This window comes from Shivajiella indica (genome assembly GCF_042683085.1).
Lineage (GTDB): Bacteria > Bacteroidota > Bacteroidia > Cytophagales > Cyclobacteriaceae > Shivajiella > Shivajiella indica.
On record NZ_JBHUIV010000010.1, the window covers coordinates 88212 to 107013 of the forward strand.

Here is an 18802-nt window from a genome sequence, read left to right on the forward strand (position 1 = left end):
AAACTTGGGAATGTTTTTTTTGAATAAGAGAATAGAAAAGTGAAAAAACCATTTATAGATATAGAGCAGGTGCTCAAAAACAAAAATGCCAAATTGCACAGATGGTTACCGGGATTTGTCATCCGTTATATCAAGCGGATTGTTCATGAAACCGACATCAACAAGATTATGGAAAAGATTGGGCATTTACAGGGTTTGGATTTTGTTAATGGCCTGATTGAGGAGTTTGGGGTTGAAGTTATCTTGACAGGAGAAGAAAATATCCCAAAAGATCAACCCGTCATCATTGCATCCAATCATCCTTTAGGCGGTTTGGATGGAATTGCTATAATGCATGCCATTGGAAAATACCGTAGCGACATCCGTTTTCTTGTCAACGATATCCTTATGAATATTAAAAATTTTGAACCCATCTTTATTCCGGTAAACAAACATGGGGCCAATAGTAGGGTGGTAAGTAAACTCATTGAAGATACTTATTCAGGAAATAATGCATTATTAGTATTTCCTGCAGGATTGGTTTCCAGAAAGCAGCATGGGGGAATTAAGGACCTAGAATGGAAAAAAAGTTTTATTTCAAAAGCGAAAAAATACAAAAAGGATGTTATCCCGGTTTATATCGAAGGAAGGAATTCCAATTTCTTTTATAATTTCGCCAATTTGAGGAAGAAACTTGGTATTAAGTCAAATATTGAAATGTTTTATTTGGCAGATGAAATGTTTGCTCAGAAAGGCAAAAAAGTTGTTATACATGTAGGAAAACCAATTTCTTACCAGTATTTTGATAAGACAAAAACAGAAAATGAGTGGGCTGAGTATGTAAAGGAAATAGTTTACGAAATGGCCTAAAATCAACAAATATGCAAGTAATTATCCCCGCAGTTGACCGAGCAATTTTAAAAAGTGAATTGACACCTCAACGATTTTTGCGCTATACCAATAATGGTAATAATCTTATTTATCTGGTTGATTATCATAATGCGCCCAATACTGTTAGGGAGATTGGAAGATTACGTGAAATGACTTTCAGAAGTGCAGGAGGAGGGACAGGTTTATCGTTGGATTTGGATGAAAATGATACCCATGACAATTGTTACCAACAATTGATAACATGGAATCCTGAAGATGAAGAAATTGTGGCGGGTTATAGATTGATAAAATGTAAAATGGCAGGCTTGGATGTTCATGGAAAAATAAATCTTTCCACGGCTCATCTTTTTCATTTTTCAGAGAAATTTATTGAAGATTATTTACCTTATACCATCGAACTGGGCCGTTCTTTTGTTCAACCTAAATACCAACCAAGTATTGATAACCGAAAAGGTATTTTCTCATTGGATAATTTATGGGATGGCTTGGGGGCAGTGGTCATGTTGAATTCAGATATTAAATATCTTTTTGGCAAAGTGACTATGTATCCACATTATCATCGGGAGGCAAGGGATATTTTGCTGTATTTCATGCATCATTATTTTCCTGATCAGGATAACCTGGTCAGGCCTTTTGATCATTTGAAGCTTACCTTTGAAACCGATCAAAAGAAATTTATGGGAATATTTGATGGGCTTGATTTCAAAGAGGGGTATAAATTGCTTAATAGTAAAGTAAGGTCATTTGGTGAAAATATTCCTCCTTTGATCAACACTTATATGAATTTGTCTCCAACCATGAAAACTTTTGGCACTGCCCTGAATGATGAGTTTGGTGCAGTGGAAGAAACGGGTATAATGATTACCCTGGCGGATATATATGAAAGTAAAAAGCAAAGGCATTTAGAAACCTTTGAACGTGACAGGGTATTTGGAAGCAGATGAGTAAAGAAGAAAAAAAGACGGTGATTCTGGGGGCTACAGAAAACCGGATGCGTTATGCCTATGTGGCAGCTGAAATGTTTGCTGAAAGAGATATGCCTTTTGTTCCGGTCGGAATCAAAAAGGGGCAGGTTTTTGGAAGGGAAATACTGGATTTAAAAGAAAAACCTGCCATCAAAGATGTCCATACTGTTACGTTATATATTGGTCCCCAAAATCAGCAGGATTGGTATGATTATATTATTTCACTTAAACCAAAACGAATAATTTTTAATCCTGGAACCGAAAATCCGGAACTTATGGCCCTGGCAAAAGAGAATGGGATTCAGGTTTGCCAGGCCTGTAATTTGGTCTTGTTAAGTACAGGCCAATTTTGATTTTTTGATTCAAGAAATTGGTGGGTGCTCTCGATTTTTTTGCGTAATATTACGGGTTGATTAGCGAATGGAATAATTTCTTTTTTTTAAAGGAATTGGCATTTTAAACAAGTTATGAGCGAAAATAAAGAAGGAAATCAGAAGGATTATTCAGCTGGTAATATCCAGGTATTAGAAGGACTAGAAGCGGTTAGAAAAAGGCCCGCGATGTACATCGGGGACATAGGAGTAAAAGGATTACATCATCTTATTTGGGAAGTAGTGGACAACTCAATTGATGAAGCCTTAGCAGGCCATTGTGATACCATTTATGTGTCTGTGAATGAGGATAATTCTATCACAGTGGAGGACAATGGACGTGGAATTCCTACAGACATGCACCCAAAAGAAAAAAAGTCGGCTTTGGAGGTTGTAATGACCGTTTTGCATGCTGGTGGTAAATTTGATAAGGATACTTACAAAGTTTCAGGAGGTCTTCATGGTGTGGGTGTATCATGCGTAAATGCACTATCCACAGATTTAAAGGCTACAGTTCACAGAGATGGAAAAATATACCAACAGGAATACAAAATAGGTGTTCCGCAATATCCAGTTAAAGAAATAGGAACTACGGACAAAAGAGGTACCATCATTCATTTCAAACCTGATACTTCAATTTTTACTGTTAGCGAGTATAAGTATGAGACTATTGCGAACAGATTGAGGGAAATGGCTTTTTTGAATGCTGGAATAAGGATTCATCTCAAAGATTTTAGGGAACTTGAAGAAGATGGTAATCCAAGAAGTGATGAGTTTTATTCTGAAGGGGGATTAGTAGAATTTGTTCAATATTTGGATGAGACAAAGGAAAAGATTATTGAACACCCCATTTACATAGAGGCGGAGAAAAACGGTGTTCCGGTCCAGGTGGCCATGAGTTATAATTCATCTTATTCGGAAAATGTGGTTTCCTATGTGAATACCATCAATACCTATGAAGGAGGTACCCATGTATCCGGTTTCAGGATGGCTCTTACCAGAACTTTGAAATCCTATGCAGACAAGTCCGGAATGTTGGACAAATTGAAGATTGATATCGCAGGGGATGATTTTAGAGAAGGGCTTACCGCTGTAATTTCCGTTAAAGTTGCCGAGCCTCAATTTGAAGGACAGACGAAAACAAAATTGGGTAATTCCGATGTCTCAGGTGCGGTGAACAGTGCTGTATCAGAAACATTGCAGACCTGGTTGGAAGAACATCCTAAAGAAGCAAAGACTATTGTTGGGAAGGTTGTTTTGGCGGCCCAGGCAAGACATGCTGCCAGAAAGGCCAGGGAGATGGTTCAGAGGAAAAATGTATTGGGCGGGGGAGGTCTACCCGGAAAGCTTGCAGACTGTGCAAATTCTGATCCTGTTGTTTGTGAATTGTACCTGGTGGAAGGTGACTCGGCAGGAGGTTCAGCAAAACAGGGTAGGGACAGGGATTTTCAGGCTATCTTGCCTTTGAAGGGAAAAATTCTTAATGTGGAGAAGGCCCATGAGCATAAAATCTATGACAATGACGAAATTAAGAATATATTAACTGCACTAGGGGTTAAATTTGGTACTGTTAACGATGACAAAGAGCTGGATCTTTCCAACCTGAGATACCATAAAATTATCATCATGACTGATGCTGATATTGATGGCTCGCACATCAGGACCTTGATTTTGACACTTTTCTTTAGATACATGAGAAGTTTGATCGAGAAGGGTTATGTATATATCGCGCAACCGCCTCTTTATTTGTTGAAAAAGGGAAAGGATGAAAGGTATTGCTGGACTGAGGAAGAAAGAAAGATGTTGACCAGGGAAATGGCAGGTGAAGGGAAAGAGGATTCTGTCAATATTCAAAGGTATAAGGGTCTGGGAGAAATGAATCCTGAACAGCTTTGGAGTACTACTATGGATCCCAATACAAGGACACTTAAACAAGTGACCATTGAATCCGCCGCTGAAGCAGATCATTTGTTCTCCATGTTGATGGGAGATGAGGTGGCTCCAAGAAGAGATTTTATTGAAAAGAATGCGAAATACGCCAAAATTGATACATAATTTTAAGAAAATATCAAAAAGGGGGCGATTAGCCCCTTTTTTGTTGATAAATTGTTAAACTTTACTTTAGCAAATCAAGTATTTAGATTTGTAGATTTGCAATAATACCCGAATGCTTATGAAAGTTGCAACCAGAGATAAATTTGACAGTATCATTGAAAGCAGTGATTTGGTCAGCCGTGACCTGAGCTGGTTGAAATTCAATGATCGTGTTTTGGATCAATCCAAAAAGGATACCAGGTCAATTTTTGAAAAATTGAAATTTTTAGCCATTACAGCCTCCAACCTAGATGAGTTTTTCATGATAAGGGTTGGATCTCTCTACAATTATCTGGATTATGACAAAGAAAGAGTAGATTATTCAGGGTTAAGGGAAGATCCTTTCAAGATGAAGTTGATGTTGGAATGTCAACAATTTCACAAGCGTCAGCAGGAACATTTTCTTAAAAACCTTCTGCCCAATATGGCGGAATCAGGTTTCATACTCAGCAATGTAAAAAATCTTGAACCTGATGAAAGGGAATTTATCAAATCCTATTTCATGAAGGCGGTTTATCCTATGCTTACCCCAATGGTTTTTGATGGCTATAGGACATTTCCTATTCTCATGAACAAGCTCTTGATTTTCGGGGTAGTAACTCTTGCTCCAGGAGATAAAAAAGAAAATAGAAAACTGTCTTTTGTCCAGATTCCGGCAAATATTCCAAGATTTTTTGAAATTGAAAGAGAGGATCTGGTTGTATATGTACCCATTGAAGAGGTAATCAGAGAGAATATTGTTTCCCTTTTTAGAAACGTCAATATAGAATCCATAAACTTATTCAGGATTACCAGAAACGGGGATTTTACTTTGGAGGAAAGTGAGGATATGGATGCCAATTTTCTGGAAGAGGTTAAAAGGAAACTCAATGAAAGGAAGACAGGGAGGGTAGTGAGGATTGAAATTGAGGAGGGTTACAGTAAATGGATGATCAACCTGCTGAAGGATAGATGGAAAATCAAGGATGACAGTATTTTTAAAGTCGAGCGGGCAAGCATGCTTGATTTTACCGGTTTATGGCAAGTAGTGGGAAATAAAAGATTTAAAGACAAACTCACGCAAATGCCTGCTCCTGTGCCACCGATTTCCTATCCTGAAGATGGGTCGGAGGATATTTTCCAGATTTTAAAGAACAAGGACATCCTTTTGCACCATCCCTACAACAATATAGATCCCATTTTGGACCTAATTGAACGGGCTGCAGATGATCCTGGGGTTATGGCAATAAAAATGACCATATACAGGTTGGCAAAAGATTCAAGGATTACAAAAGCCCTTTTAAGAGCAGCAGAAAATGGAAAACACGTTTCCGTACTATTTGAGGTCAAAGCTAGATTTGATGAGGAAAACAACATCAGAGAGGCTAAAAAACTCCAGAAAGCCGGTTGTTTTGTGATCTATGGCATCAGTAACCTTAAGACCCATACAAAACTGTTATTGGTCGTCAAAAAAGATGAAAATAGGGTAACCAGATTTGTTCACCTTGGCTCGGGTAATTATAATGAAGATACTGCAAGGATATACACGGATATTGGATTATTGACTACCAATGAGGTGTTGGCCAATGATGTTTCTGAGTTTTTCAATGTAATCACTGGACATTCAATGCCAAGTATTTATCAGAATTTAATCACCGCACCCAGAGATATGAGGAATCAGCTGATCCATTTTATTGAGGAAGAGGCGGAGAATGCCCGCAATGGTTTACCGTCCGGGATTTTCATTAAAGTAAACTCATTGGAAGATTCTGAGATTATATATGCATTATACAGAGCTTCTCAATCTGGAGTAAAAATCAAACTGGTCATCAGGGGGATCTGTTGCCTCAGGCCAGGTCGTCTTGGATTAAGCGATAATATTGAAGTGATTTCTATTGTGGGTGACTTTTTGGAGCATTCCAGAATTTACCATTTTCATAATAACGGTCAGACCAGGACTTATGCAGGTTCTGCAGATATGATGGTCAGAAGTTTTGACAAAAGATTGGAGTCCTTATTCAGGGTGGAAGATAATTTGTTGGAAAAACAATTAATGAATATTCTGGCTTATAATTTAAGGGACAATGTCAATTCCTACCGAATGCTTGAGGACGGAACCTATGTGCCAAAATTCCCGCAGGCGGATGAAGAGGAATTCAATGTGCATAAGGAGTTTTTCAAGGTGAAGGCAGAGGAGGTTTTAAAAGTGAAACTGGTATAAAACACAAAAAGCCCTTTTTTATAAGGGCTTTTTGTGTTTGTTCCTTTTGTACAATACCTGCATTAAACCGTCCTTTAATCCTACATCTGGGACAATCATCTTTTTGGATTCTGCAGCGGCCATTGCCGCCAGATAAATTTTGGATGCTGGAATGATGACATCGGCCCGGTCTGGGTTTAGGTTTAATTTGTTAATTCTTTCTTCGTATGTAAAAGATTCGAGGTAATTCAGAACCTCATTGATTTTCCCAAAATCCAGGTATCTTTTATTCTTACTTGGCTTGCTCAGTTCAAAAATCTTATTGATATTACCTCCTGTTCCAATACAGGTGATTTTTGATTTTTTGTCAATGTTTTCACTGATAAAATCATTCATGCTTCTCCAGACCGATAGAGGTATCATGTCATCCAAAGCCCTTACAGAACCAATTTTAAATGATTTTGAGGCAATCTTTTGTTTGTGGGTATATATATTCAACTCAGTACTACCGCCACCAACATCAATGTGTAAATAAGATTTTTCATCAATGTAAGATCCAAGTGCCATATTAATCAATTCAGCTTCCTGGTTTCCGTCAATGATATTGATGACCAATCCCAAATCATGAAATATTTCTTCTACGATTTCCTTTCCGTTGATAGACTCCCTGAGCGCAGATGTTCCGCAAACCATATAATCATCTACCTCATAAAGATCAATTAGCAGTTTGAAAGCCTTCATCAGTTTGATGAACTTTAACCTATTTTTATCAGATATTTTTTGTGTATGGAAAACATCCATCCCCAATCTTAAGGGGAATCGTAAATATTCAAGTTTTTTAAAATTAATAATTCCTTCATATTGGGTTACGTTGGTGATCTGTAACCTTATCGCGTTGGAACCTATGTCAACTGCGGCTAATCTCAATTCTTTTTATTGTTGGGGTAAACTAAATTAATTAAATGGATCCAAATTTTATTGCATTTATTTTCATTTTTTTCTTTTTGTAATTAGCAAAGCCATAATAATGCCAACAGTCCTCTTCTTTCAATTCAAATTGTTTTTCGGTTTAAAATGGGTTTCAAAAAATCTGGCAATTATGAGTTGATTCTTTGCTCTTTAAACCTCTTCCAGGATAAAACAATACTCAAAACCAAAATTGAGAAGACAATCAATAGGGATAGAGGAGAAGGGAAGTGGTAAGTTGCTGAAAGTATCATTTTTAAGCCAATAAATCCTAAAATAAAAGATAATCCATGCTGTAGGTAATGGAACATCTCAAAACTATTGGCCAATAGAAAGTACAGGGCCCTAAGTCCTAAAATGGCAAAAATATTAGAAGTGTAAAGAATTATAGGGTCTTGTGATATGGCAAAAATGGCGGGTATTGAATCTACTGCAAACAATAAATCTGTAAATTCCACTACGGCTACTACTACCAGTAATTGTGTTGCAAACCTTTTCCCATCAATACTGATGAAAAATTTTCCTCCATGATATTTGGGGTCAACCCGGAAAAGTCGGTGTATTAATTTTATTCCCAGGGAGTCGGAGAAATCCTGTTTTTCATCCTCATCCTCATTTTTCCAGGATTTATATCCAGCAAACAACAGGAAAATTCCAAATAAGGTCAAAATGATATTGAACCTGAATATTCTACCGTAAAATTCAAATTCAGGCAAGTAGGTCATATTGATCAATGTAATTCCTGAGAAGATGAAAATAGCTCTCAATACGATAGCGCCAAGAATTCCATAAAAAAGGACTTTGTGCTGATATTTGGAGGGGACCTTAAAATACCTGAACACCAATATGAAAACAAACAGATTATCTACGCTCAAAGCTTTCTCAATGAGAAATGCGGAGTAATATTGCGTAGCTTTTTCTATCCCGAAATCAAGATAAACATAACCTCCAAAAATCAAACCTAGGCCAATCCATACAATAGACCAATTTAAGGCTTCACGGGTAGAAACTTTATGGGCTTCCTTGTTAAAGATATAAAGGTCAAAGGCCAAAAGACCAAAAATAACCAATGCAAAGGAAATGAGTATATATCCTTCTTCCTGAAAGTAATTCAATTTATGTTGTGTAGAATGAGTTTGATGAGATAAAGGTAATATAACTTATCTGAAGCCTATTACATCTGTTGATAATAATGTTTTTTAAGTTTTTTCTTAACCCTCCAAAAGCTAAAAAATCCCAGGGACAACATCCCTAAACTTAATGCAAATGCCAGATAACCCAAATCCCTGATCTGTCCCAAGGCTTTGACTTCCATCAAAGCAGTGCCGCTAACTAAAAAATATAATGATGTTCTGATATAGGAAAGAAGGGTTCTTTCATTTGCCAAATAAGTTCTTTGCCTTGCGAGATAATCCCTCACGATCAGTTCATTATCATTTAAATTTTCTTTTTCCATCTCTATTCATTTTTAGAACTCACAAAGTTCTTAATAATTGTCAGATTTTTTTGTAATTCTAATCACAATCACTGAAAATTGCTTTTTTTCAGATTGAAGGCAATCAGAACTGTCAACAATTACTTTCAATAATATTTTCCTCCGATTTTTTATGACTTTGACTACTTTTGGGTTCAGGAAATCATAAAATTCATTGTTAATTAAAAATCATTTATGAGCAGACCACATTTTGATGATATTTTCATGGAGTTGGCAGTAAACTTGGCAAAGAGGTCGCATTGCATCAAAAAGCATGTTGGGGCTGTATTGACAAAGGAAACGAGGATCATTTCTATTGGATATAATGGACCACCTTCTGGGACACATAATTGTGATGAGGAGTTTCCTGATACCGGCTGTGCGAGGGATAGCAAAGGAAGCTGTACTTTGGCAATACATGCAGAACAAAATGCCATTCTATATGCTGTTAAAAACAGTACCTCGGTGGATGGTTCTACACTTTATGTTACTTTGGCACCCTGTTTGGCCTGTGCGAGGATAATTTTTTCAATGGGCATTGTCAAAGTCGTCTACATGTATTCTTATGCGGAATACAAAGGTCTTCCATTTGATGAAGGTCTGGCATTTTTGGAAAAATTTGGTGTTCAGGTAGACAAATACCCAAAGGAGATAATATTTGAAGACCCCTTGATTTAAAGAAAATTTACTTCCGGATGTAAATCAATCCCAAATTTGACTTTGACCGATTCTTGAATTTTCTGACTCAATAATTTGATTTCTTCTCCTTCACCACCCCCATAATTGACCAAAACAAGCGGTTGATTTTTATGGACACCTATTTTTCCAAAAGTTTTACCCTTCCATCCTGTCTGTTCAATGAGCCATGCAGCCGGTACTTTAACACCTTCCTGGTTTGGAAAACCTGGAATATTTGGATATTCCCGTTTTAACCTATCGAAACTGGATTGGGATATAGTCGGATTTTTAAAAAAACTTCCAGCGTTGCCAATTACTTTTGGATCAGGAAGTTTGCTTTGTCGGATATGGATAATAGCATCACTGATATGTTTTAGGGTCAAATCCTTGATTCCCATTTCCAATAAGGTTTCTTTGATCGTTCCATATTCTACTTGGAATTCCGGTTTTTTTTTCAATTTAAAAACTACCCTACATATTATAAATTGGTCTTTAAGTTCATTTTTGAAAACACTTTCTCTATAACCAAATCTGCATTCCTCCCAACTGAAAATTTTTTCTTTCAAGGTTTCCCTATTTATAGCAGTCAATCTTTGGAAAACTTCCTTTATTTCTACCCCATATGCCCCAATATTTTGCATAGGAGAAGCACCTACAGTACCTGGAATCAAAGAAAGATTTTCAACCCCAGACCAATTTTTTTCTATACAGTGAAGAACAAAATTATGCCAGTTTTCACCTGCTCCAACCTCCACAATCAAATCCTCTTCATTTTCTTCCAATACTTTTATTCCTCTTATTTCTATTTTCAAAACGAATGCATCCAGGTCCTTGGTCAGGAGTATATTGCTTCCTCCCCCCAATGGAATTAGCGGGAGGTTTAACCTTTTGGCTTCCTTAATCGCAGATTTAATGTCATTTTCTGAAAAGACCTGAGCAAAATATTTGGCTTTTTTATCTATCCCAAAAGTATTATATGGCAGAAGAGAGATGTTTTCTTGTATATTCATAGGCTCAAATGTACTTGCGAATTAAGCAAGAATTTGACCAAATTGAAAGGCATTTGGATGATTACCTCTTTACAAAAACAATTGAGTTTATGAGAGAAATAGTGATAAATGGGGTCCGCATCCGGCCAGGACAGTCCATAAATATTGAAATTGCAATTGCCCGACTTCCCACGCATACTTTGATTGACCTACCTATTTTTATAAAAAGAGCAAAAGAGGAGGGGCCTGTTGTTTTGATTTCAGGAGGTGTCCATGGAGATGAAATCAACGGTATTGTTTCTGTTCGTAGGATGTTGGAAGAGGAAGTCATTCATCCTATAAAGGGTACCCTTATTTTTATTCCATTGGTCAATATTTATGGCTTTTTAAGTAATTCGAGGACATTTCCGGATGGGAGGGATTTGAACAGGAGTTTCCCTGGAAGTAAAAAGGGTTCTTTGGCATCTCAAATTGCTTTCATTCTTTCCAATGAAATTATTCCATTAATCGATTTTGGAATAGATTTTCATACAGGAGGCAGAATGTTATCCAATTTTCCTCAAATCAGGGTTGATTATAAGGATAAAAAAGGATTGGAACTGGCTAGGGCATTTGGAACCCATTTTATCCTTAATTCTCCCCATATTGAAAAATCATTTCGGAAAGAGGCCTACAAAAAAAGGAAACATATTTTGGTATATGAAGGGGGAGAGTCTATGCGATTGGATGAATATGCTGTAGAGGAGGCTATACTCGGCACAAAGAGGTTATTGATTTATTTGGGTATGATGGAAGGTAGTATAGAAACCAGGCAGACCATTATGGTCAAGGAAAGTTCTTGGGTCAGAGCGAAAGTTTCAGGAATTTTCACTTCCTCAGTAAGACTGGGTGATGAGGTGAAAAAGGGTCAGATTTTAGCCAAGATTTCCGACCCCTATGGGCAATTGAAAATTCCAATTAAGGCAACCCATAACGGGTTTGTCGTGGGTTTGAACAATAACCCTGTGGTCAATTCCGGTGATGCTTTAGTTCATGTTGGGAGGGTTGATAATTTTTAAGGGGAATTCTGTCAAAACCAACAAAAAAGAGGCTGTCTCATAAAAGGATCAGCCTCTTTTTATTCGGGTAGGTAGCTGAATAAAATTTCATATGGCCAAATCTCAGGGCTTCCATATGGATTTTGATACAGCTTCGTCTTATTTTTGTTTCTATTGAACCAACCAGAAGATTGGATGAATAAGATAAAAGTTTTACAGGCCTTTGATTTCCTTTTTCAGGATTTTTTTATCTCAAAGAAACGAAATTTGGGAGGAAAAATTCTCCTCCTGTAATGGTGTAAGCTTGTCTATTAGAAAGTTCAGAGGTCTCATCTTCTGCTTCAAAGACCAATGCCTCAAAAGTCCCATAACTTCCTTCTGTAGTTATTTCTGAAAATGTAACCGCAGCGTCATCTCGGGCCCCTGGATTTGAACTTGCCAAAAGTGTTGCAAGAAATGCTTTTCCATTCTCATCAAAATAGAGAACAGTAACTTGTGGCGATAATACCCCTTGAACATTTACAGGAACCTGCATGTCATACCTAACACCTACCTGAGGCGTGTCAGGTGTCCTGAGTCCAATAAACATTGAATTTTTGGCTGGATCTTTCTGAGATACCATATTGAAAGTGGCAATCTGTAAGCCACCATCTTCTATGAAAACAATATTAGAATCGTTGTTTGCCTTGAATTCTTTTTGCACTCCATTAAATCTGAATCTGAAATAATAATCAGGTCTTTCGGGATCTTTTTCGCAGCCTGTCAAAGAAGCAATGAGGAGCACAAAAGTGAATATTTTACCTATAAATTTCATAGTTGGATAAAGTTTTTGGCAATTGTTAAGACGAATAGGAGGGTAGGTTGGGTTTCAATAGTGGCGACAAATTTAATGTAAAATTTACAGAATAATAAAATTCCCAGATATTTCTAATTGGAACCGGCTTATTTAGGTAGAATTCAGCATAAAAAAGCACCGGTGATTTGATTCGCCGGTGCTCTTTCAGATTAAAATTTATGTATATTCTCTGTTCTGTCACTAACTAAATAACTGCAGGCTTTTCAAAGAAGATATTTGATATTAATTCAGAAAGAATCCATTCTCTTCTTTTCATTTTCCTACTGCCAAGATAGCGGATAAGTATAGTTTTATAAACGCTATTCAAAATATTGCTTCAAACCTTCAAGTTTTTTATCCAATGATGTGGCTACTGTATTATATGCTTCTCTATTTGGAAGCGCCTCATGTACAGAGAAGTAATATTTGATTTTCGGTTCTGTACCAGAAGGTCTTGCGGAAATTTTACTCCCATCTTCAAGGTAGAATTGAATCACATTCGATTTATCCATAGCAAGATCAGAAGTTGTTCCACTTACAAGATCATAAACCTTACTTTCTTTTACATCCACTACCTTAATCACTTTGATTCCATTCATTTCAGTTGGCCGGTTGGTTCTAAATCCGGCCATTAAAGCCTGAATTTGTTCGGCACCGTCCTTTCCTTTTTTAGTCACTGAAATCAATGATTCACGATAAAAACCAAACTGCATGTAAATTTCAGCTAATACATCCTGTATGGTTTTTCCTTTGGTTTTGTAATAAGCCACCAATTCAGAAACCATCGCGCAGGCGGATACACCGTCTTTATCCCTGACAAAGTCCCCTACGAGATATCCATAACTTTCTTCACCGCCTCCGATAAATTGCTTTTTTCCCTCTAAGTTGCGGATGACTTCGGCAATATTTTTAAAACCTGTCAATACAGAATAACAGGTTACCCCGAAGCCTCTGCAGATTTCATCAATCAGTTCTGTTGTCACAATTGTGTTGACCATAAACTGATCTCCGGTCAATTTTCCCTGTTCTCTCCACTTACTCAAAAGATAATAGGTAAGCAATGCGCCGGTTTGGTTACCGTTCAGCAATTCAAAACCACCTTTCCCATCAGGAATGCAGGCAGCATACCTGTCCCCATCCGGATCACAGGCCAAGACCAGCTCAGCACCTACTTTTTTTCCCAATTCAATCGACATCGTCAGGGCCTCTGCTTCTTCAGGATTGGGGTAAATTACAGTAGGAAATGTTCCATCCGGTTCTGCCTGTTCTTTAACAATATGGACGTTTTCAAAACCAAATACTTTCAATGCTGCAGGCACCATCTTTCCGGAAGCGCCATGAATCGGCGAGAAAACAATGGGCATATTCCTTTGCAACATGATTTCATTAGGTGAAAGGCTTAGTTTTTTAACCAGATTTAAATAAATCAGGTCAAAATCTGACTCAATATATTCTAACAGGTCATCATTTTTATTCCAGTTTACCTCATCAATCGATGTGATTTTCTGCACCTCATTGATGATGTTTTTATCGTGGGGAGCCACCACCTGACCCCCGTCGTCCCAATAAGCTTTATATCCGTTATATTCTTTCGGATTATGTGAAGCCGTTACCATTACACCGCTTTTACATCCATAATACCTGATGGCAAAGGAAAGCATGGGGGTTGGACGGAGTTCTCTGAAATATTTAACTCTGATGCCATTGGCGGTAAAGACATTGGCGGTAGTTTCTGCAAAAAGTGTATTATTGATTCTGCAATCATGGGTAATGGCTACCTTGATATCTTCACCCGGAAAACATTGCAACAAGTAATTGGCCAATCCTTGCGTAGCCATAGCTACTGTGTAAACATTCATTCGGTTGGAACCTACTCCCATGATACCTCTGAGGCCTCCTGTACCAAATTCCAGATCCCTATAAAAAGAGTCGATCAATTCAGTTTTGTCGGGTGAATCCAGCAATGCTTGAATTTCTTTTTTGCTTTGTTCATCAATGTTACTTTTCAGCCAGCTATCTACTTTAGCTAGGATTGTTGGGTCAATTGTCGTCATATGGGAAAAATTAGTTATTGAATTTCTAATTTAAATATTTAGATAAATATAGCCATAGGATTTCCATAAAGAATAAAAAAATCCGAAAGTTTAGACCTTCGGATTTTTTTTCTGTTTGGAATGCACCAAAACACTTTCAACCAATTCCACTTGTGTTTTTTCTATGACAACCAATACATTCCAAGACCTTTAATATTTGAAAATTGGTGCCAGAATTGTTTATTACAATTTGAACATTGGATTTTGTAATTTGGAATTTGATAATTAGTAATTGGTAATTAAAAATTCTCAAAGATTCCCTCTTAATGCCTGCTCTCTTTCAATGGATTCAAACAAAGCTTTGAAATTTCCTTTTCCAAAAGATTTAGCACCTTTTCTCTGGATGATTTCATAAAATAAGGTAGGTCTGTCCTGTACCGGTTTGGTAAAGATTTGTAATAAGTACCCTTCATCATCTCTATCCACCAGAATATTCAGGTCTTTCAAGGGTTGTAAATCTTCCTCAATTTCTCCTACTCTTTCAAAAAGGTCATCATAATAAACTGAAGGTACTTCAAGGAATTCTACGCCCCTTTTTCTTAATTCAGAAACGGTATGGATTATATCATCGGTGGCTATGGCCATGTGCTGTACTCCTGGACCGTTATAAAAATCCAGGTATTCTTCAATCTGGGATTTCTTTTTGCCTTCAGCAGGTTCATTGATCGGGAATTTGATATAACCATTTCCGTTGGAAACCACTTTGGACATGAGTGCAGAATATTCGGTCGAAATGTCTTTATCGTCAAAGGTTATAAGCAATTTAAATCCCATGACATTTTCATAAAAATCAACCCATTTGTTCATTTCTCCCCAGCCTACATTGCCTACACAATGATCTATATATTTTAAACCGATGGGAGTAGGTTTGTATTCGCTTTTTCTAGGTTTGAAACCAGGAAGGAAAACTCCCCGGTAATTTTTTCTTTCTACAAAGGTGTGAACAGTTTCCCCATAGGTCCGGATGGAAGCTGTTTTTACTTCACCGAATTCATCCCATAAGGTTTTTGGCTCTTCATACGAAACAGCACCTCTTGAAGTGGTCTCATACCAGGACTTTTCAGCATCGTCCACCCATAAAGCCAATACTTTTACCCCATCCCCATGTTTTTTGATATGGTCGGCAATAGGATGGTTCTCCTGCAGGGGAGTGGTCAAAACCAATCTGATTTTATCCTGTTTGAGTACATAGGAAGCCCTGTCCCTTACGCCTGTCTCAGGTCCTGCATAAGCTATCAGTTCATATCCGAAAGCATATTTATAAAAAAGTGATGATTGTTTTGCATTGCCAACATACAGTTCGACATAATCCGTCCCATTGATGGGAAGAAAATCCTGTTCCATGTGATATTATTTTTGGGTTTATAATTCTTGTACCCAAAGATAGAAAATTTGGTTTTGCTTTCTAAGTTTAGACGCCTGTATTGGTCTGAAACTTATTATTCCGGCCCATTGGTATTGCTGATCAGGTAAATTATTCCCAAAAATACCCAGGGAAGGACCCAGGAATCCATCTCTGTAAATGGTAAAATAAAAATCAGGAAAAAATACCAAAGTGGGATACCAACTAACCCTATTACAAACTTGAAAGTCGCTGTGAAAGTGGGATCTTTAATCTTTCTTTTAAAATATAGCCAAACCAAAAAGATCGGAAAATGGAAAATTTTCATGACTTTATTGGTAAAGTAGGGGGAGGGAATCGGCTTTTTAATGGGTTCAGTTTTTGGCTTTTGAAAAAATAGCTCAACCTGCTTCGGATCTGTGAGGTCTACCTTATGGTTAATCAGTTGCCTGACTGATTTTTTATAATTTTCTTTAGGAACATGGGTTACCAAAGATTCCATCCTTTTGAAGGTTTCTTCCATCAAAGCTTCATGCTTTGGATAAAAGTCTGTTGCTGGAAAAGGCTTGCCAAAATAGATGCTGACATTGCTTCCTGATTTTTTGTGATTACTGTAGTTAATACCTACAGGTAAAATGACAAGATCAAGATCATGATTGATTTCCAGGGTCATAAAAGCTATCCTTGAAAATCCTTTTTTTAAGGGTCTTAAACTTCTGTGCAGATCATGGTTACCTTCGCCAAAAATCAATATACTTCCTTTATTGAGTAAGATATTGACGCTTTTATCAAAGGTTTCCTTATTCTTACCCATATTGTCAATACCGTCTCTTACCCTATAAATTGGGATCATTCGGATGAAATCAAGCAATTTTGCTGCAATTGGATTTTTAAAGGCAGAGGCTCTTGTCAGGAAAGAAGGCTTCAAATGGGTATGGGTTGCAATCAATAAAGGGTCAATCAATGCATTTTGATGGTTACTGACAATTAGAACGGCCTTACCTTTTGGTAAATTTTCTTTACCAAAAACACGGATTCTTTTGAAATAAATATGAAGGGCCAGTTTGACGATTAATCGGAGAATTGAATTAAAGGCATTTTTCATGTCTTTCCCCCATTACTTGTTAACCATTTGAAATCTTTTTACCACGCTTGTGTTTTTCCAGACGCTGGCTATTGTCAAACCTGAGATAATATGCCAAATCCCCCACCAGGCAGCAATAATAGCCATACCACCCAATCCATCAAAATAGGTAAAAATAAGGACCAATGCCAATCCTGAATTCTGTATCCCCGTTTCAATGGTCAGTGTTTTGGTGTCCTCCATGGGGAGTTTAAAGATTTTTGATAGGGAAAACCCTGAGAACAATGCAATAAAATTATGGCCTAATACCCAAAGAAATATCAGACTTATAAATTTGATAAAAAGTCCATAATTACCGATAAATGCAATGATGACAAATCCAGCAAAAATAAGGATACTCAATGGTTTAAGGATTTTTGTGGCTTTTTTAGCCCATCCAGGATATCTGTCATTGATATACATACCAATCATCAAAGGAATTCCCAGAATCAATGCTACTGTCTGGAATACCTCAAAATAAGAAAGGGAAATTTCCTTCAATAAAGAAGCTGTTGGTCCGTAAAAACCTGCCCAAAGACCGAAGTTAAACGGGGTAAGTACTATGGAAAATGCTGTAGAGAATGCGGTCAGTGAAACAGAAAGGGCAGTATTTCCTTTAGCCAAATGGGTCAGGAAATTTGATACATTCCCTCCAGGGCAGGCTGCAACTAAAAACATACCCAAAGCCACTGAGGGCGGTGGTTGGATTAAATGTACAAAAACCAGGGTCAATAGAGGAAGAATAAGGAATTGGGAAAGAATTCCTATCCCGAAGGATTTAGGGTTTTTAGCTATATATCTGAAATCTGTGACTTTTAGGTCAAGGGCAACTCCAAACATAATGATAGCCAAGGAAATGTTCAAGAGGTGCAGGGAGTCCTGATTGAAATTAAGAGTACTTTTGTCAAGCGCTTCTAGCATAGATAACCAATGGGATCAGATAGAAAGGTAATCAGCTAAAATGAAAATGACAAATATTAAAGAAAGGAGGTGTCATCTGAGGCCTCTTTGGTCATTTGTTCGGCAACTTCTTTTCCCAAATAACCATCAATTAAATAATGACCAAGATAAAGCAAGGGAGTGAGTAAAATTGCCACTGAAAATTTATAGACATAATTGATGATGCCGACTGAGGCTACCTGGGCCCAGGACCAATTTCCAAAAACATAAAACGCTATACCTAAAACGACAAAGGAATCAATAAATTGGGAAACTAAGGTTGAACCAGTAGCCCTAAGCCAGATCATTTTTGGACCGGTAATTTTTCGGAGTTTTTGGAATACGAATACATCAATCAATTGCCCTAGGAGGAAGGCTGTCAGTGAACCTAAAATTATTCCTAAACCCTGTCTGAAGATGACATTGAAGGCATAATCTATGTTAAAAGCATTTCCGTCAACATCTGGGGTGTTGACATCCAACCAAAAAGGGGCTGGTGGGAGTTGGGTTACTCCTGCGATAACGAAAAAGACATAGGCAATGAAAAATGCAGTGATAAAACTTATTTTTCTAACACCTTTTTTACCGTAATACTCATTGATGATATCTGTTATGATAAATACAATAGGCCATATTACTGCTCCAGCGGTAAGATTAAAATCCAAAATATAATCTCCGAAAATCGTCCAACCTGCAGGTTCCCATCCTAAAGTCAATTCTCCTGAAAATATTTTTACCCCAATGATTTCAGCTAGGATAGCATTGGTAAGAAATATCCCGCTTAAAATGATAAAGAGATTTGTCTTTTTGGATTGAAATTCTTTTTGGTGAATCTTTTTTTCCATTC

At 37.3% G+C, this 18802-nt stretch carries 17 protein-coding genes; 7 read left to right on the top strand and 10 right to left on the bottom strand.

From position 1 onward, the window contains the following. The first annotated feature begins 39 nt into the window (after positions 1-39). The 5 genes from ACFSKV_RS03790 (at position 40) to ppk1 (ending at position 6500) form a co-directional block, all read left to right on the top strand. Complete coding sequence (locus ACFSKV_RS03790; protein WP_380800508.1) at positions 40-849, top strand: 1-acyl-sn-glycerol-3-phosphate acyltransferase; 810 nt, start codon at positions 40-42, stop codon at positions 847-849. 11 nt (positions 850-860) lie between these two features. Beyond that, entirely contained in the window at positions 861-1814 is a 954-nt protein-coding gene (locus ACFSKV_RS03795) for a GNAT family N-acetyltransferase (protein WP_380800510.1), read from the top strand. Continuing rightward, on the top strand, positions 1811-2188 hold the full coding sequence (locus ACFSKV_RS03800) for a CoA-binding protein (protein WP_380800511.1): 378 nt from the start codon (positions 1811-1813) through the stop codon (positions 2186-2188). The genes ACFSKV_RS03795 and ACFSKV_RS03800 overlap by 4 nt, the downstream gene beginning before the upstream one ends. A gap of 114 nt (positions 2189-2302) precedes the next feature. Continuing rightward, on the top strand, positions 2303-4261 hold the full coding sequence (gene gyrB, locus ACFSKV_RS03805; RefSeq protein ID WP_380800512.1) for a DNA topoisomerase (ATP-hydrolyzing) subunit B: 1959 nt from the start codon (positions 2303-2305) through the stop codon (positions 4259-4261). Positions 4262-4379: 118 nt separating this feature from the next. Then, positions 4380-6500 (top strand): polyphosphate kinase 1, encoded by a 2121-nt coding sequence (gene ppk1 / locus ACFSKV_RS03810; RefSeq protein ID WP_380800513.1) that lies wholly within the window; start codon positions 4380-4382, stop codon positions 6498-6500. Positions 6501-6518: 18 nt separating this feature from the next. On the opposite strand, the gene ACFSKV_RS03815 is transcribed toward ppk1, so the two are convergent. The 3 genes from ACFSKV_RS03815 to ACFSKV_RS03825 form a co-directional block, all read right to left on the bottom strand. After that, positions 6519-7406: a Ppx/GppA phosphatase family protein gene (locus tag ACFSKV_RS03815; RefSeq protein WP_380800515.1), complete on the bottom strand. Its 888-nt coding sequence runs from the start codon at positions 7404-7406 to the stop codon at positions 6519-6521. 170 nt (positions 7407-7576) lie between these two features. Beyond that, a complete protein-coding gene (locus ACFSKV_RS03820) occupies positions 7577-8560 on the bottom strand; it encodes a TerC family protein (RefSeq protein ID WP_380800516.1) in 984 nt (327 codons plus the stop codon). Between the two features lie 59 nt (positions 8561-8619). Continuing rightward, positions 8620-8901, bottom strand: coding sequence for a DUF202 domain-containing protein (locus tag ACFSKV_RS03825; RefSeq protein ID WP_380800517.1), 282 nt, complete (start codon positions 8899-8901; stop codon positions 8620-8622). A gap of 213 nt (positions 8902-9114) precedes the next feature. Here ACFSKV_RS03825 and ACFSKV_RS03830 point away from each other — a divergent pair, with 213 nt between their 5' ends. Next, positions 9115-9597 carry a deoxycytidylate deaminase gene (locus ACFSKV_RS03830; protein WP_380800518.1) on the top strand — a complete coding sequence of 161 codons (483 nt, stop codon included), beginning with the start codon at positions 9115-9117 and terminating at the stop codon, positions 9595-9597. Here the strand turns inward: ACFSKV_RS03830 and murB are convergent. Beyond that, the gene (murB, locus tag ACFSKV_RS03835) at positions 9594-10607 is read right to left on the bottom strand and encodes a UDP-N-acetylmuramate dehydrogenase (RefSeq protein ID WP_380800519.1); all 1014 of its coding nucleotides are present in this window, start codon (positions 10605-10607) and stop codon (positions 9594-9596) included. The genes ACFSKV_RS03830 and murB overlap by 4 nt on opposite strands. A gap of 89 nt (positions 10608-10696) precedes the next feature. On the opposite strand from murB, the gene ACFSKV_RS03840 reads away from it, so the two are divergent. Continuing rightward, positions 10697-11644 (top strand): succinylglutamate desuccinylase/aspartoacylase family protein, encoded by a 948-nt coding sequence (locus tag ACFSKV_RS03840; RefSeq protein ID WP_380800521.1) that lies wholly within the window; start codon positions 10697-10699, stop codon positions 11642-11644. 226 nt (positions 11645-11870) lie between these two features. Here the strand turns inward: ACFSKV_RS03840 and ACFSKV_RS03845 are convergent, their stop codons facing one another. The 6 genes from ACFSKV_RS03845 to ACFSKV_RS03870 all read right to left on the bottom strand — a co-directional run bounded on the left by ACFSKV_RS03845 (position 11871) and on the right by ACFSKV_RS03870 (position 18800). Then, positions 11871-12437, bottom strand: coding sequence for a hypothetical protein (locus tag ACFSKV_RS03845; protein ID WP_380800522.1), 567 nt, complete (start codon positions 12435-12437; stop codon positions 11871-11873). Between the two features lie 341 nt (positions 12438-12778). Beyond that, complete coding sequence (locus ACFSKV_RS03850) at positions 12779-14512, bottom strand: phospho-sugar mutase (protein ID WP_380800523.1); 1734 nt, start codon at positions 14510-14512, stop codon at positions 12779-12781. 288 nt (positions 14513-14800) lie between these two features. Next, positions 14801-15895, bottom strand: a complete 1095-nt coding sequence (gene hppD / locus ACFSKV_RS03855; protein WP_380800524.1) for a 4-hydroxyphenylpyruvate dioxygenase — start codon at positions 15893-15895, stop codon at positions 14801-14803. Between the two features lie 95 nt (positions 15896-15990). Further along, complete coding sequence (locus tag ACFSKV_RS03860) at positions 15991-16998, bottom strand: lysophospholipid acyltransferase family protein (protein ID WP_380800525.1); 1008 nt, start codon at positions 16996-16998, stop codon at positions 15991-15993. 12 nt (positions 16999-17010) lie between these two features. Next, entirely contained in the window at positions 17011-17937 is a 927-nt protein-coding gene (locus ACFSKV_RS03865; RefSeq protein ID WP_380800526.1) for a bile acid:sodium symporter family protein, read from the bottom strand. A 56-nt stretch (positions 17938-17993) separates the two neighbouring features. Further along, entirely contained in the window at positions 17994-18800 is an 807-nt protein-coding gene (locus tag ACFSKV_RS03870) for a queuosine precursor transporter (protein WP_380800528.1), read from the bottom strand. Positions 18801-18802: the final 2 nt, after the last annotated feature.

Bases quoted from the DNA above. Each gene is read 5' to 3' on its own strand.
- gyrB (WP_380800512.1), top strand. From the start codon at position 2,303: ATGAGCGAAAATAAAGAAGGAAATCAGAAGGATTATTCAGCTGGTAAT.
- murB (WP_380800519.1), bottom strand. From the start codon at position 10,607: ATGAATATACAAGAAAACATCTCTCTTCTGCCATATAATACTTTTGGG.
- ppk1 (WP_380800513.1), top strand. From the start codon at position 4,380: ATGAAAGTTGCAACCAGAGATAAATTTGACAGTATCATTGAAAGCAGT.
- ACFSKV_RS03850 (WP_380800523.1), bottom strand. From the start codon at position 14,512: ATGACGACAATTGACCCAACAATCCTAGCTAAAGTAGATAGCTGGCTG.
- ACFSKV_RS03860 (WP_380800525.1), bottom strand. From the start codon at position 16,998: ATGAAAAATGCCTTTAATTCAATTCTCCGATTAATCGTCAAACTGGCC.
- ACFSKV_RS03830 (WP_380800518.1), top strand. From the start codon at position 9,115: ATGAGCAGACCACATTTTGATGATATTTTCATGGAGTTGGCAGTAAAC.
- ACFSKV_RS03840 (WP_380800521.1), top strand. From the start codon at position 10,697: ATGAGAGAAATAGTGATAAATGGGGTCCGCATCCGGCCAGGACAGTCC.
- ACFSKV_RS03870 (WP_380800528.1), bottom strand. From the start codon at position 18,800: ATGGAAAAAAAGATTCACCAAAAAGAATTTCAATCCAAAAAGACAAAT.
- ACFSKV_RS03845 (WP_380800522.1), bottom strand. From the start codon at position 12,437: ATGAAATTTATAGGTAAAATATTCACTTTTGTGCTCCTCATTGCTTCT.
- ACFSKV_RS03865 (WP_380800526.1), bottom strand. From the start codon at position 17,937: ATGCTAGAAGCGCTTGACAAAAGTACTCTTAATTTCAATCAGGACTCC.
- ACFSKV_RS03795 (WP_380800510.1), top strand. From the start codon at position 861: ATGCAAGTAATTATCCCCGCAGTTGACCGAGCAATTTTAAAAAGTGAA.
- ACFSKV_RS03800 (WP_380800511.1), top strand. From the start codon at position 1,811: ATGAGTAAAGAAGAAAAAAAGACGGTGATTCTGGGGGCTACAGAAAAC.
- ACFSKV_RS03825 (WP_380800517.1), bottom strand. From the start codon at position 8,901: ATGGAAAAAGAAAATTTAAATGATAATGAACTGATCGTGAGGGATTAT.
- hppD (WP_380800524.1), bottom strand. From the start codon at position 15,895: ATGGAACAGGATTTTCTTCCCATCAATGGGACGGATTATGTCGAACTG.